The 14,220-nt window shown below is 68.6% G+C and carries 10 protein-coding genes; 6 read left to right on the forward strand and 4 right to left on the reverse strand.

Going from position 1 to position 14,220, the window contains the following annotated elements; translation table 11 throughout:
- Together CMC5_RS16035 and CMC5_RS16040 are read right to left on the reverse strand one after the other, a co-directional pair.
- Window positions 1–930 (reverse strand): AAA family ATPase, encoded by a 930-nt coding sequence (locus tag CMC5_RS16035; protein ID WP_050431256.1) that lies wholly within the window; start codon window positions 928–930, stop codon window positions 1–3.
- Entirely contained in the window at window positions 930–1,613 is a 684-nt protein-coding gene (locus CMC5_RS16040; protein WP_050431257.1) for a polymorphic toxin type 44 domain-containing protein, read from the reverse strand. Before CMC5_RS16040 ends, CMC5_RS16035 begins: the two co-directional genes overlap by 1 nt.
- Window positions 1,614–1,765: 152 nt before the next feature.
- Here CMC5_RS16040 and pbpC point away from each other — a divergent pair, with 152 nt between their 5' ends.
- Window positions 1,766–4,273: a penicillin-binding protein 1C gene (pbpC, locus tag CMC5_RS16045; RefSeq protein ID WP_082362527.1), complete on the forward strand. Its 2,508-nt coding sequence runs from the start codon at window positions 1,766–1,768 to the stop codon at window positions 4,271–4,273.
- A gap of 42 nt (window positions 4,274–4,315) precedes the next feature.
- On the opposite strand, the gene CMC5_RS16050 is transcribed toward pbpC, so the two are convergent.
- Window positions 4,316–6,424 carry a gluzincin family metallopeptidase gene (locus CMC5_RS16050; RefSeq protein WP_156338631.1) on the reverse strand — a complete coding sequence of 703 codons (2,109 nt, stop codon included), beginning with the start codon at window positions 6,422–6,424 and terminating at the stop codon, window positions 4,316–4,318.
- A 511-nt stretch (window positions 6,425–6,935) separates the two neighbouring features.
- Here CMC5_RS16050 and CMC5_RS16055 point away from each other — a divergent pair.
- Both CMC5_RS16055 and CMC5_RS16060 read left to right on the forward strand, forming a co-directional pair.
- Window positions 6,936–7,742: a hypothetical protein gene (locus CMC5_RS16055; RefSeq protein WP_050431260.1), complete on the forward strand. Its 807-nt coding sequence runs from the start codon at window positions 6,936–6,938 to the stop codon at window positions 7,740–7,742.
- A gap of 137 nt (window positions 7,743–7,879) precedes the next feature.
- Window positions 7,880–9,295 carry a sigma-54-dependent Fis family transcriptional regulator gene (locus CMC5_RS16060; protein ID WP_050431261.1) on the forward strand — a complete coding sequence of 472 codons (1,416 nt, stop codon included), beginning with the start codon at window positions 7,880–7,882 and terminating at the stop codon, window positions 9,293–9,295.
- A 62-nt stretch (window positions 9,296–9,357) separates the two neighbouring features.
- On the opposite strand, the gene CMC5_RS16065 is transcribed toward CMC5_RS16060, so the two are convergent.
- Window positions 9,358–10,401: a hypothetical protein gene (locus CMC5_RS16065; RefSeq protein WP_063796574.1), complete on the reverse strand. Its 1,044-nt coding sequence runs from the start codon at window positions 10,399–10,401 to the stop codon at window positions 9,358–9,360.
- A 220-nt stretch (window positions 10,402–10,621) separates the two neighbouring features.
- On the opposite strand from CMC5_RS16065, the gene CMC5_RS16070 reads away from it, so the two are divergent.
- From CMC5_RS16070 to CMC5_RS16080, 3 genes are read left to right on the forward strand one after another with little or no spacing between them, the layout of a single operon-like run.
- Window positions 10,622–12,130 (forward strand): penicillin-insensitive murein endopeptidase, encoded by a 1,509-nt coding sequence (locus CMC5_RS16070; RefSeq protein ID WP_050431263.1) that lies wholly within the window; start codon window positions 10,622–10,624, stop codon window positions 12,128–12,130.
- 45 nt (window positions 12,131–12,175) lie between these two features.
- Window positions 12,176–13,153 carry a cysteine synthase A gene (gene cysK, locus CMC5_RS16075; RefSeq protein WP_050431264.1) on the forward strand — a complete coding sequence of 326 codons (978 nt, stop codon included), beginning with the start codon at window positions 12,176–12,178 and terminating at the stop codon, window positions 13,151–13,153.
- Window positions 13,150–14,169, forward strand: coding sequence for a serine O-acetyltransferase (locus CMC5_RS16080; RefSeq protein ID WP_156338632.1), 1,020 nt, complete (start codon window positions 13,150–13,152; stop codon window positions 14,167–14,169). The genes cysK and CMC5_RS16080 overlap by 4 nt, the downstream gene beginning before the upstream one ends.
- Window positions 14,170–14,220: the final 51 nt, after the last annotated feature.

Raw genomic sequence — 14,220 nt, forward strand, 5'->3', positions numbered from 1 at the left:
TCACGTCGGGATGGCGGTGGCCTCGACGATCTGCTCGGCGACGGCGGCGCCGGTGAGCCCTCCGTAGCGCGCCTGGGTGGTGAGGGTGAGGCGATGGGCCAGGACGGGGACGGTGAGGGCCTGGACGTCGTCCGGGCTGATGTAGCGCCTGCCAGCGAGGTAGGCGCGGGCCTGGGCGGCGCGGAAGAGGGCCAGGGCGCCGCGGGGGCTGACGCCGAGCGCCAGGGAGGGGTGCTCGCGGGTGGCGGTGACCACGGAGAGGAGGTAGCGCCCCACGGATTCCTTCATCTCGACCTCGCGGACCTCGGTCTGCAGGGCGAGGAGGTCGTCGGTGCTGGCCACGGGCTCCACGGTGGTCAGGGGATCCTGGTGCTGCCGGGCGTAGATCATGCGCAGCTCGTCCTCCGGGGAGGGGTAGCCGACGCCGATCCGCAGGAGGAACCGATCGAGCTGCGCTTCCGGCAGGGGGTAGGTGCCCTGGTAGTCGACGGGGTTCTGGGTGGCGATGACCAGGAAGGGGCGAGGAAGGGGGTGGGTCACGCCGTCGACGGTGGCCTGGGCTTCGCTCATGGCTTCGAGCAAGGCCGACTGGGTGCGCGGGGAGGCGCGGTTGATCTCGTCGGCGAGCAGGACGTGCGTGAAGACGGGGCCGCGATGGAACGAGAAGGTGCCTTCCTTGGGGTGCAGGACCTGGGCGCCGAGGATGTCGGAGGGGAGCAGATCAGGGGTGAACTGGACGCGCGTGAACGTGGCGCGGAAGGCGCGGGCGAGGGCCTTGGCGAGGGTGGTCTTGCCGACGCCGGGGACGTCCTCGACGAGGACGTGGCCGCCACCGAGCACGGCGACGAGGAGCAGCTCGATCACGTCGGCCTTGCCGTGCATCACGCGACCGAGCGCGTGACGCAGGGCGTCCACGGGGGCGGCGGACATCAAGGCGCGTCGGGTGAAGGTCGTCCCGCGTGCGTCGCGAGCCCGGTCGCCATCCGTGCGGCCTCCAGGAGCTGGCCCTGGGTGAGGTTCGCGCCATGGCGCTTCCACAGCGTGACACCGAGATCGATCGCGTTCTGATCGGCCGGGTCGTCGAGCGCGGGGAACAGCTCGAGTTCGAGCAAGCGCTCGGCGAGGCGCTCGAGGTAGCCGGGCGGGATCTTGCCGGTGATGAGGTGCGTTGCGCCCGCGCCCGAGCGGAGCAGACGCTCGGGGAAGCCAGACGCCTTGCCGACGTAGCCGAGGTGCAGGTTGGACCAGAGGTCGAAGCGGTAGGAGCGATCGCTCGCGGCGTCGTACGTCCAGCTGCCGAAGCGGCGCCGGAAGGTGGACTTGTGATCCCACTGGCTGACGTACGTCAGCTCTTCGTCGCTCGGATCGAGGATGTACCGGGTGAGGGTGTCGCGGTGGGTCTCGGGCCAGGTGAGGAGCGTGAAGCGCCGGATGGCACGGCCGATGCCGAGTCCGTAGATGGACGGCAGCGGGTTGTCCGGTTGCCAGGGGCCCCACTGCGTGCGCAGCTGGTTCACGTGAGCGCTGTGCACGCTGGCGATCATCCCGTGGGGGGGATCGCTGTGGATGGCGGCGATCAGATCTTCGAGCGTGGGGCTCCGGTCAGGGGCCATGAAGGGCAGACCTCCTCGCGGGGGAGGGTAACACTTGCTCGGGCTCTGTCGTGCGCCGTCTGCGCTCTCGGTGACCGTGGTCGCGCGAGGATCGGCGCCAGGCCGTCTGCCTGGAATATCCTGCTGGTGCGGGGTCGTTTCTTTGGTGCCCCATGCGCTCGACGCTTCCCAGCGGACGTTCCCCCCGCAATTCCCGCCTTCTCCTGGTAAGGGCTGCCGCCCTGGCCGCGCTCGTCGCAGGGGGGGTTGGCGTCACCTGGAGCACGTACCGGGGGGCGGTCGGCGAGCCGTCGGCACACCTCGACGACCACTGGCACGAGGGGCGTGTCGTGGTCGACAGGAAGGGGCGTGCGCTGCGGGAGATCCCCTCGGAGGCGGGTCACCGGGGTCGAAGTCTGCCTCTGGAGGCGCTCGGTGATCGGGTGGTTCTCGCCACGCTGGTCAGCGAGGACCGTGGGTTCTTCACGCACGAGGGGGTGGACCCGGCCGCGATCCTCCGGGCGCTCGGTCAGAACGTGCGCCATGGGCGGCTCGTGTCGGGAGCGAGCACGATCACCCAGCAGCTCGTGAAGCTGCTCGACGCTGCGGCGCTGGCCGAGGTGAGCGGGGTGGTGCCTTCGGAGGGCCACGACGCGGCCGCCGGGGGGGAGGCGGGGAGACGGAAGCGGACGCTGGGGGTGAAGATCGAGGAGGCGGCCCGCGCGCAGAACCTGGAGCGCACGGTGGACAAGCGGACGATCCTCGAGGCCTACCTGAACCGCCTCAGCTACGGTCATGGGCTCACGGGGCCCGAGGCAGCAGCGCGTGGCTACTTCGGTGTCGGGGCCAGCGCGCTGTCCTGGGCCCAGGCCGCCTACCTGGCGGTGATCCCGCGCGCCCCCTCGGCGCTCGATCCGCACGCGCACCCGGAGCGTGTGCTGCTCCGGCAACGTGCGCTGCTGGATGCGCTGCGCAGCCACGGGCTGATGGGGGAGGCCGATCACGCGCGCGCGATGCAGGAGGTGGTGACGCCTCGGGGGCTGCAGCGCCCCTTCCTGGCACCCCACTTCGTTCAGGCGCTGCTCGCCGACGGGCGTCTGCCGGAGAGCGGCGTCTCGACCACGACGCTCGATCTGGATCTCCAGCGCGATGTCGAAGGGCTCACGCGGACGCACCTCGCGGCACTCGCCGGGTTCGGCGCCACGAGCGCGGCCGTGCTGGTGATCGATGGGGCGCGGGGCGAGGTGCTGGCCCACGTGGGGAGCGCGGACTTCCACGATGAGCGGCGCGCGGGGCAGGTGGATCTGGCGCGGGCGCGGCGGCAGCCGGGGTCGGCGCTGAAGCCGTTCGTCTATGCGCTCGCCTTTGCCGGGGGGCGGACGGGGGCCGAGCCCTTGCCGGACGTGCCGACGTCGTTCCCCGAGGCGAGCGGTGTCTACGCGCCAGGGAATTTCGACGGCACCTTCGAGGGGCCGATCAGCGCCCGCGAGGCGCTGGCCGGGAGTCTCAACGTGCCAGCGGTGCGCCTGGCGGCGGAGCTCGGACCAGGGCCACTGCTCGCGTCGCTGCGGCAGGTCGGCTTCGTGAGTTTGACGCGGGAGGCGGGGCACTACGGGCTCTCGCTTGCCCTGGGGAGCGGGGAGGTGACGCTGTGGGAGCTGGCCGAGGCGTACGTGGCGCTGAGCCGAGGGGGCCGTCGGATCCCGCTGCGCACGCTGCTGCCCGCGCCGGACGAGCCGCTGCCGGATGGAGAGCCGGTGCTGGATGCGGCTGCTGCCGCGCTGGTCACGGAGGCGCTGTCGGATCCACTGGCCAGGATCCGAGGGCTGCACGGGCGAGGGCCCTTCACCTTGGGCTTCCCGGTGGCGGTGAAGACGGGGACGAGTTCCGGGTATCGTGACACCTGGGCGGTGGGCTACACGCGCGAGCGCACCGTGGCGGTGTGGGTGGGGAACCCGGATGGCAGCCCCACGCGGGAGCTGACCGGGGCGAGCGGGGCCGGGCCGCTGTTCGCCGACGTGATGAAGCGCGCCATGGCCGATGTGCCGGTGCGTTCCCCTCTGTGGGAGGCTGCGCTTCTGGAGGAGGCGGAGGTCTGTCCTCTTTCGGGGCAGCTCCCAGGGCCCGCCTGTCCTGATCGGGCCACGCGTCGTTTCCGTCGAGGCGCGGCGCCGCACGAGGCGTGCGGGTGGCATGTGCACGCGCAGCCCGGGGCCGGTCGAGCGCACGTGGTGACGCGCGCCGGGAAGGTGATCGCAGCCCTTCCGGACGTCTACGAAGGGTGGCTCGCGAGCCAGCCCGAGGGCGCTCCCGGGAAGGATCCGCTCGGCGTGCCCTGGTTCGCGCAGCGGGACGTCACGGGGTTTGCCAGGGCCTCGCTGCAGGGACCCGCGGCGCTGCAGCTCGACAGCCCCGTGGCGGGGGCCGTCTTCGTTCGCTCTCGCCGGAGCGATGCGGGGGCGCAGGTGGTGCAGCTCTCCGCTTCGCTGGCCAGAGACGCCGTGAAGGAGGCAGGGGTGCGCGAGGTCGAGTTCCTGATCGATGGGGCCGTGGTGGCGCGTTCACGCCACCCGTTCCGGGCCTCCATCCCGGCCGCGCCAGGGGATCATGAGGTGATGGTGAGACCGAGCGACGCTGCCTCTCCGGTGCAAGGGGCCGTGGCGCGGTTCAGCGTCCGCTGACCATCGACCCCTCGGAGGCGCGTGGTTCGCGCTGCTTCTCGCTCAGCGCTCGACGTGACGGCGGCGGCGCGCGCGGCGAAGGGCCGCGATCGCGAGGCCGAGCGTCGACAGCCCGGCCCAGGCGGTGAGGGAGCCGGCGCTGCCGACCTGATAGGCGCAGAGACCGCCGCTGTCCGCGCTCCCGCCTTCGCCCTTGCCGGTGTTGCCATTGTTGCCTTCACCGCCGGCGCCGCCCTCGCCGCCCTCGCCGCCCTGGCCACCGCCGCTGCTGGAGCTGGAGGTCGTGGCTGGGATCACGAAACCGATGTTGGTCGACACGGTGACCCTCGAACTCGGGCAGCTGTCGTCCCCGATCACGATGTAATAGGTCTTGGCGGGATCGAACGGGGGATTGCTGTTCTCGTCGATGACCAGCTCTCCGTAGCTCGAGTTGATGTTCTCGAGCTTCCAGGTCGCATTTTGCGGCCTGAGGGACTGATCGCTGATGGAGACGGGGGAATCGGTCTGGACGTGGATGCTGTAGTTGGGGCTTCCACCGCCCATGGTCTGGAAATCGACCATGACCTTGAGGCTCTTGTCGACCGGGATGGGCTTGACCTTGAAGTGGAAGAGGCTGTGCAGGCCGATGTAACCCTGGAGGTCGAAGCAGCTGTAGCCGATCATGCTGCCGAAGAAGTTGAGCCCCATGCTCTGGAAGGTGCGCGGCTTGTTCTGGCCGATCTCCATCTCGTGATCACAGTCGTCGAGTCCGCGTGCGCGGAGGATCTCGTCCATCTGGAGCAGGTCCTGCGAGGTGAGCTTGCCGGCCGTCCGCAGGTTTTCCCCTGTCACCTTGAGGCCCCGTGCGAAGTCGCTGAAGCTCGAGCCATGGTTGAGCAAGGAGATGGCGCCCCACACGAGCTGATCGGCCACGGCCGCGTCGAACGCCGAGTGGAGGGACCAGCTCACGCTGCCGATGATCTCGCCGTCGAAATGCACCTCGCCGACCGTATCGTCAGGGCAGCGCTTGCTCGTGTCGGACAGGTCGCGGGCGTAGCTGCCGAGGGACGCCTCGCCGAGGACCTTGTCCCCGTTGATGGAACAGGCGAAGTAATCGGAGATGCCCTCGTCGATGCTGCCGCTCCAGGGGGTCAGCCCATACTGAGGGTGGAATGCAATCTGGCTGCCATTGTAATCGATGGCATTGTGGGTCACGTAGTGGCCGAATTCGTGAATGAAGACGTCCGAGTCCACGGCGAAGTCGACATTCGAGGCCTGTCCCAGGGCGATCAGGTTGGGCCAGCCGTTGAACCCCTGGCTGGAGAAGAAGGCATTCTCGAAGTAGTAGGCGTTGTCCTCCAACACGTTGGCGATGGCGTAAACGCGCCACGACGAGGGGGACATGTTGACCCCGAGCTGGTCCGCGAAGAACTGCCGTGCGCGGGTGAGGTGATAGAAGGTGTTCACCTGCGCGAAGGCATCCGTCGACGACTGGGGATCGTTCGGAGGATCGTAGAGGAAGTCGGCCCCCGAGTTGGGCCCCAGCGTCTGGGTTGCGGTCATGGTGCCGTTGGAGGGGCTCCCGCCGGAGTAGTTGGCGACCGCCAGGTTCCCATTCCATCCGTTGAGACGCTGGGGGTTCGAGGTATCCAGGAGAGAAAGCGTGAGGTCCTGGGTGTTCGGCGTCGATATGGGATTGATGGGATACACGCGGCCGAGCGCGTGGTGGGCGGTCGGGTACCAGCGGACCACCTCGGCTTGGTGTGCGTCGATGATGTACATCCGCTCGCGGCTGGAGCCTTGTAGAACGCCGACGAGGTAGACGAGGCGACCAGGGCCATCCTTCTGCGGCTGGACGGCGAGCTTCACGCCGGGCGCCAGGTGGATCGGTTCGCCCAGCGCTTCGAGGGCCAGAGAGATTGCGGTGGCCTCGTCGATGCTGGGGCGCGGGTCCACGGAGATGCCACGCGCGATGTCGAGCGCCGCGACCAGGGGGCGACCATCCGCGCCGAGACGCAGCGCCGCGGACCCGCCGATGACCGGCAGCCCAGCGTGGGTCTGCTCGAAGCGCACGGTGTGGTGGGAGGCCGCCGGGAGATCCTTGCTGAACGCGAGATCCACGCCCACCAGATCGAGCTCCTTGGTGGCGTTCGTGAGGTATGCGCGAGCCACGTCGCGTGGCCGTCCTGCCCTGAGAGCCGTCCCCGTGTCCTTCGCGACATGCCACTCGGTGGCGGATGAAGTGCTCGTCGCGAGCAACATGGACAGAGCGGTGAGCGGCGTAACGAAGAGCAGTCGGCGCATGTAGTCCCTCATTTCGTTTCGTCTAGGAAGGCCCGCAGGCTACCACTGGAGGCACTCTTCCTGGTGAAGACTCCATCACCACCGCGGCACTCTGCCACCTCATCAATAGTGAATCGAACCGTTGGCTCCCTGCTTCAACGGAGAAATCGAGGCATGCTGGTGCTACAGCTCGCTGCGACGATGGCGCCGTTCGGTTCGAGAAGTCGAGGCTGGGAAGCGTCGGTGTAGCTCGGTGCGTCATGTGCTGCGGCGCAGTGCGGCTGTGTCGTCGATGACGGTCTCGCCTCGACGGTGTCGACCGGCGCACCCTCGCGGCCACCTTCGCGTTCCGCGGCGACCACGGTATAGACGTGGGGCTCGTTCAGAGAGGAGCCTTCTCATGGACATCTCGCTCGGTTCGTTGATCCAGCTCCACGTGTTTCCCACGGGCCGCCGACTCTGGGCGATGCAGCAGGTCGAGCGTCGCGCGAACGAGCGAGCGTTCCCGGAGCTCTCGGCGCACGCGCAGCGTGCCCTGGAGCATGATCGGGTGACGCGCCAGCTCGACGCTCGCTGGGCAGCGAGACAGCTGGGGCAGGTCGGTGACCCGGTGCAGCGGATCGATGCGGTGGTCGACCGCACGCTGGTGGCGCTGCGCGATGGCGCCGAATCTCAGGCTGCCGTGGCGCGGCCTGGGGACGGCACCATCGAGAAGGTCGGGGAGCTGTTGCAAGCTCTCTTCCCGATGGGCGTGGCGGCGGTCGCGTCGATGAACTACGCGGACGAGCTTGCGGCGGTGCAGCGAATCGCCACGCGCCTGAGGGGGGATCTGGCGCCTCTCATCGCGGATCTCGGTCTGGGTCGTCACGCCGAGCGTCTCGCGGAACTCTCTGCGGAGTACCAGGCGGCTTTCACGGGTCCCCGTCCAGAGCCCATCGATTTCGGGCTGGTCCGCGCCGCTCGGGCGCGCGGCCAGGAGATGTTGCTTCAGGCCGTGGCCATGACCCTGGGACGCCATCCCGGCAGCGGTCCCGCCGATCTCGAGGGGCGCACCGCGCTGCTCGGGCCAGTGCTGGAGCAAGAGGAGGCGATCCGGAAGTACTTCCGAGCCCGGCGCATGGTCGAAGACGTGGATCCAGAGTCGGGTGACATCGACGCCGACGCGCCGCCGTCGCTGCCTGCCTCGGCAATGATCGTCATCTCCTAGGGGACGGCTCAGACCCCTGCGTGCGCTTCATGCCACATCTGTCTACCTGACTGCTACCTGGCTGACGCGGTGCGGTCAGGGCAGTCGCCCCTCGCCCACCTTGCGCATACCTCGTGACGGATCGTAGGAGTACCCCGATGCACCCCCGGGATGATACGCAGGGGCCTCTGGAGATCGCCGTCTTCGCCGCAGGTGGCGTGACGAGGCACGCGCTGCCCGCACAGGGGTCGCTGTCTCTCGGCCGTTCGGAGGAGAACGACGTTCGTATCGACGACAGCTCGGTCTCACGGCGGCACGCCGTGATCCATGTGGGGCCACCGCTGCGTATCGAGGACCTGGGCAGCGCGAACGGGACGCGGCTCCGTCGGGAGCTCGACGCTCAGGAGACCGCCAAGCTGCTCGACACGCGTATCCAGCGTGGGACGGCGGTGGAGTTCAAGCTGGGTGACCCGATCAACCTCGGCTCGACGCTGGTGGTGGTCCGGCGACGCGAGCCGCGGAGTGTGACGTCCAGCGGCGATGGGAAGTGGGAGCCCATCGTGCGCGACGAGGCAATGGTGAAGCTCTACGCGCTGGCAGAGCGTGTGGCGAGCGCGCCCTTGAGCGTCCTTCTGCTCGGCGAGACGGGGAGCGGCAAGGAGGTCTTGGCGGAGCACGTGCATCGCTCGTCTCCCCGCGCGGCTGGCCCGTTCCTGCGGCTCAACTGCGCAGCGCTCTCCGAGTCACTCCTGGAGAGCGAGCTGTTCGGGCACGAGAAGGGGGCGTTCACGAGCGCGGTGCGATCGAAGCCTGGTCTGCTGGAGACGGCGGAGAAGGGTACGGTCTTCCTGGATGAAGTGGGGGAGCTGCCCGCGAGCATCCAGGTGAAGCTGCTGCGTGTGCTGGAGGATCGTCAGGTCACGCGGGTGGGAGGGCTCAGCCCCAGGCCGATCGATGTGCGGTTCGTCTCGGCGACGAACCGCGATCTGGCCCATGAGGTGAAGAAGGGAGCGTTCAGGGAAGACCTCTTCTTCAGGCTCAACGGGATCGCGCTCACGATCCCCCCCTTGCGAGCGCGTCTCAATGAGATCGAGCCGCTCGTGCGGACGTTCGTGGGGCGTGCGGCGAGCGCGCTGGGGCGGGAGGCGCCCGATGTGGCCGCGGAGACGATCGCAGCGCTGAAGGGGCACCGGTGGCCCGGGAACGTCCGCGAGCTCCGGAACGTCATCGATCGGGCGGTGGTGCTGAGCGGAGGCGATACAGTGCTCTCCGAGCACCTCTTGCTCGACAGCGGGGCGGCCGTCACTCCCGCTCCGGCACCCGTGTCGCCAACGGTCCCTGGCATCCCGGAAGGGTCGTCGGATGCTGGCGGCTCGGCCGGCGATGGAGACGGGAGCGCGGGTGATCTGCGGGCCCAGCTCAGCGATCTCGAGCGGCGACGTATCCTCGACGCGCTGGAGAAGTGTGCGGGCAATCAGACTCAGGCCGCCGCGTTGCTGGGGATGCCACGCCGCACCTTCGTGGCACGACTGACGGCCTACGGCATTCCGCGCCCCCGGAAGAAGCCGGGCTGAGCCCCTGCCAGCCCCTCCGCCGTCCGATCGACAAGGCGTACCACCTGGTCGCGCCTCATGGTTCACGGGGCCTGGTGCGTCGCAAACAACCCGCAGAGGTAGGTCATGCGCTCGGGGTCGCGGGTGCCGAAGTCATGGATGGCTGCGGCGACCGCGATGGGAGCGCCACCGACGGCTGGACCCTCCAGAACGGAGGATGCGGCTGCGAACGCGGGCTCCAGTAGCTCGGCGTCGAGACGGAGTCGCACGATGCGCTGGGGGAGGAGGGCTGGCTCCCGGTAGCTCTGCGGCTGATCCTGATCCACGAGGGGAGGCTGCAAGCGCTCCTCCGCTGCCTGGAGGGCGGTCAGGAGCTTGCGCTCCACTTCGCCGCCGTCCTCGCCCTCGCGACAGCGCTCGATGGTGAACGTCAGCTCCGGCTTCTCACTGCAAGGCTTGCGCAGCCACTCCTTGCGCCAGCGGAGCTGGCGCGCGCGGCTGATGGTCGCGGTGCCTCGGGCCGCCAACCCCGCCATGGTGGCGAGCATCAACGCGTCGAACGCCCGCAAAGCGCCCTGTTCGCGGCCGCTGCGCAGCTTCGACAGGTAGGAGGCGACCGCTCCAGCACCCGCGCCGAGCGCGTCCAGGGAGCTCAGGGGGGTGCGGCCAGCCTCGGTCGACGTGAAGGCGGTGAGGCAGACGCCGTCACCTGCGACGTACCAGCCGAACAGGGCATGCACCGTCCCCCATCTTGTCCCATCTCGTGCGATGAACTGCCAGCGCTTCCCCCACAGCGTGAACATGTGGCGCGTGGTCCAGCGGAACAACGGGTGCCCGAGGGCTCCGAGCGCCACCACGGCGAGCCACGCACTAGCGCCACCAGGGGAGAGCGCCGTCATCACGAGTTCAGGGAGCGCGAATCCAAGGCAGAACAGCGCAGGCGAGACGACGAAGGCGCTCGTCAGCAAGCTCACGGCTTTCTCCGCGCCCGACTTCGGGCCCCCCTCGCTGCGCGTCCACGTCACCGCGATTTCGGGCTCGCCACAGTGACGACACGGTCCGGTGGTCCCGCGGCGCGTCTCGCCGCACCCGCAGCAGACGTCGAACGGCGGTCTCAGGGGATTCACCTGGTGAACATAGCGGTTCTCCCCACGGTCGCCCAGAGGGGGGCCGGTTCCGCGCTGCGGCTGCGTGCTCACGGTGTAACGCCGTCGAGGAGTGATCTCTTGCAGGCCAGTGTGGCGCTCCGCACCGAGGACAGGTCAGCTCGTGAGTGCCCTCGCAGCGTCTGAACAGACGGCTCTGAGTTCTTGGCCCACCTGGGGAGGGGAGGATATCCCACAAGGTGTGTACCGATCCATCCTAGTTGTATGTCTGAGCGCAGCCCTCCTCGGGCCTGGCACGCGATCAGCGGCGGCAGCACCTGGACAGGGGAAAGAGGTCTCGGTCGCAAGCAAGAGTGATGGGCGAGGGAAGGCATCGGCCGGGACGAGCAAGCCTCGCAGCGCGCAGGCGAGCGCCAAGCCGGAGGCCGCCAGGGCCCGGCAGGGGGCGACCTCGAAGCCCGCCTCGGGTGAAGGGAAGGTCGCCCTCCCCACGAAGGCTGAGGGGGCGAAGCCCGCGACCGGCGCGAAGGGGGCAGCGAAGCCCGACGCCAGCAAGGCAGAGGTCAGGAAAGCGAAGCTGGCGCCCGTGAAGGCGCAGTCCATCGGGTATCCGAACGCTGGGCACCTGGATGGGGGAATCCGGCTCGATACGGCGCGGAAGGACATCCGGGTCGTGCCTGCCTATGCCCACAACGATGTGCGCTGGGGCATGCCGGAGCTGGTGCACGCCATCGAGCGCGCGGCCCGTGAGGTGGCGAAGCGCTACCCGGGATCCGTGCTCGATGTCGGCGATCTCTCCCGCAAAGGTGGGGGGGACGTGCCGGGGCACGGCTCTCACGAGAGCGGACGTGACGCGGATATCGGTCTTTACGCCGTGGATGCGAAGGGTCGACAGGTCCACGCCCCGCGTTTCATCCAGTTCGGCTCCGATCTGCGTGCCCTCAACGTGCAAGGCGCACGCCTCGACGTGGCCCGCAGCTGGCTGCTGATCCAGCACCTCCTGACGGATCCGAAGGCGCGGGTGAGCCACATTTTCGTCGCCGATCCGGTGCGTCAGGCCCTGATCGCCGAGGCGAAGCGGCGTGGCGTGTCGCGAGAGATCGTGACGCGGGCGCAGCTGTCGATGATGCAGCCGACGGGCGCCGAGGCGCACGATGATCATCTGCACGTGCGGATCTCGTGCCCTCGCGGCAAGGACAGCCCTTGCATCGAGATCGCGAAGAACGCGCCGATGGGTGGGAAGCCGGCACACCTTGCGGCCAAGCCCGAGACCAAGGGGGAGAAGGCGAAGCAGGAGCGTGCCGCTGCGCGAGGGAGCAAGGCCGCTCAGGGCAGCAAGGCCGCTCAGGGCAGCAAGGCCGCTCAGGGCAGCAAGGCCGCTCAGGGCAGCAAGGCCGCTCAGGGCAGCAAGGATGCGCAGAGCCGCAAGACCCGAGGCTCCACGTCTGCGAAGAGGGCTCGCGCTGAAGAGGGCTCCCGAAAGGTAGCGAGCGAGGGTGAGGCTGGCGGCTCGACGGCGCGGGGAGGAAGCATCGCCGACGCTCGGTTGCGGCCGACCTCGCACGAGATCGACGCGCCCGCAGCGTCAGGGAGGGCATCTCAGGTACCGATGATGCTCGATGCCATCGACGATGTGATCCTGCGCCCCCTCGGACTGGCGCCCATCACCCGACAGGCGGAAGCCGCGACAGACGGAATGGAAGCTCGCGAACCAGGCGACGAGAACGGTTCGTCCAAGATAACGGATTGACCGGCGCCCGGGTGGGCTATCCTCGGGGCCCTCCGAGGAAACCACATGGCGAAGATCTATCAGGACAACTCGAAGAGCATCGGCCGCACGCCCCTCGTGCAGATCAACCGGTTGACGAAGGGGATGGGGGGGCGCGTACTCGCCAAGATCGAGGGACGCAATCCGGCCTACTCGGTCAAATGCCGCATCGGCGCGGCGATGGTGTGGGACGCGGAAGAGCGGGGGGCGCTCAAGCCGGGAGGGGGCATCGTCGAGGCGACGAGCGGCAACACCGGCATCGCCCTCGCCTTCGCCGCCGCGTCCAGAGGCTACCGCTGCGTGCTCACGATGCCCGAGACGATGAGCATGGAGCGGCGCAAGGTGCTCATCGCCTTCGGCGCGGAGCTGGTGCTGACGCCCGGCGCGCAGGGCATGCGGGGCGCGATCGCGAAGGCGGAGGAGCTCGCCGCCAAGGACCCGAGCCTCTACCTGACCCGGCAGTTCGACAACCCGGCGAACCCGCTCATCCACGAGCAGACCACGGGCCCCGAGATCTGGGAAGACACGGATGGCGAGGTCGACGTGTTCGTGGGCGGTGTCGGGACCGGTGGGACGATCACCGGCGTGTCGCGCTACATCAAGAAGACGAGAGGCAAGCAGATCCTGACGGTCGCGGTGGAGCCGATCCACTCTCCGGTGATCAGCCAGACGCGTGAAGGCAAAGAGCCGTCGCCCGGGCCGCACAAGATCCAGGGGATCGGTGCGGGCTTCGTGCCCAAGAACCTCGATCTCGAGCTGGTGGATCGCGTGGAGACGGTCACCAATGACGAGTCCATCGCGATGGCACGCCGCCTCGCGCGCGAGGAGGGGATCCTCTGCGGCATCTCGTGTGGGGCTGCCATGACCGCGGCTCTCCGGCTGGCTGCGGAGCCGGCGCTCGATGGTAAGAACATCGTCGTGGTGCTACCGGACGCAGGCGAGCGCTATCTGTCGGGCGCGCTGTTCGAGGGCATGTTCGATCATGTGGAGAAGATGACGGCATGAGTGAGCGCTGGGTCGGCGAGGACGCGCTGGGAGCAGGCCAGCGTCCAGAGGCAGGATGCGGTAATGGCGCCTCCGTTCCGGTGCCGACCCAGCCGCTCGATGCGATCGTGCTGGAGGTCGTGAAGAGCTATCGGGCGGACGCGCGTGGGCATTTCATCGGGCGTCACTTTCGGCCGTCACGCGACGAAATCATCGAGTGTATCCAGCTCTTCCTTCAGATCTTCTTCCCCGGTTATTTCGGGCGGCTCGACCTGACCGACGAGGATCTCGTCTACCATGTCGGTGGGCTCGTGGGGTCGCTGCGCCAGAAGCTCGCCTGGCAGATCGAGCAGTGCTTGTGCCATGTCGCCGAGGGGGAAGGGGCCAACCTGCGCCCTTGCGCTGGGCATGCGCGGAACCTCGCCGATCGGGTGCTGGCGCGGGTGCCCGTGCTGCGGGAGATCCTCATCGAGGACGTGCAAGCGGCCTACGATGGTGATCCTGCCGCGACGAACCACGACGAGATCCTGATGGCCTACCCCGGAATGCTCGCGGTCGCGGTCTACCGGGTCGCTCACGAGCTGCACCAGATGGGCGTGCCGCTCTTGCCGCGGATCATGACGGAGTGGGCGCACGCGCAGACGGGTGCCGACATTCACCCTGGCGCCGAGATCGGGCGGCGGTTCTTCATCGATCACGCGACGGGTGTCGTCATCGGTGAGACGACCACCATCGGAAACGGCGTGAAGCTCTATCAGGGGGTGACGCTGGGGGCGCTTTCGCACCCGCGGGACGAGAAGGGCCGGGTCATCCGGAACACGAAGCGTCATCCAACGGTCGAGGACAATGTGACGCTCTATGCGCACGCGACGGTGCTGGGGGGTAGCACCGTGGTCGGCGCTGGCAGCGTGGTCGGTGGTTCGGTCTTTCTCACGCGGAGCGTGCCCCCCGGGTCACGCGTGGTGATGAAGGCGCCCGAGCTGAGCGTGCGGACGAGCAATCCACCGCCGGGGTGGGTGCTCGATTTCGATATCTGATGCCGTGAGGTCCGCGGAGGGAGCCATCGAGGCTCCCTCGCAGGACGATGG

Source organism: Chondromyces crocatus (assembly GCF_001189295.1).
Taxonomy (GTDB): Bacteria; Myxococcota_A; Polyangia; order Polyangiales; family Polyangiaceae; genus Chondromyces; species Chondromyces crocatus.

Excerpts from the sequence above, each read along its gene's own strand:
- CMC5_RS16035 (WP_050431256.1), bottom strand. The coding sequence starts at position 930 with ATGTCCGCCGCCCCCGTGGACGCCCTGCGTCACGCGCTCGGTCGCGTG.
- CMC5_RS16040 (WP_050431257.1), bottom strand. The coding sequence starts at position 1,613 with ATGGCCCCTGACCGGAGCCCCACGCTCGAAGATCTGATCGCCGCCATC.
- pbpC (WP_082362527.1), top strand. The coding sequence starts at position 1,766 with ATGCGCTCGACGCTTCCCAGCGGACGTTCCCCCCGCAATTCCCGCCTT.
- CMC5_RS16055 (WP_050431260.1), top strand. The coding sequence starts at position 6,936 with ATGGACATCTCGCTCGGTTCGTTGATCCAGCTCCACGTGTTTCCCACG.
- CMC5_RS16060 (WP_050431261.1), top strand. The coding sequence starts at position 7,880 with ATGCACCCCCGGGATGATACGCAGGGGCCTCTGGAGATCGCCGTCTTC.
- cysK (WP_050431264.1), top strand. The coding sequence starts at position 12,176 with ATGGCGAAGATCTATCAGGACAACTCGAAGAGCATCGGCCGCACGCCC.
- CMC5_RS16080 (WP_156338632.1), top strand. The coding sequence starts at position 13,150 with ATGAGTGAGCGCTGGGTCGGCGAGGACGCGCTGGGAGCAGGCCAGCGT.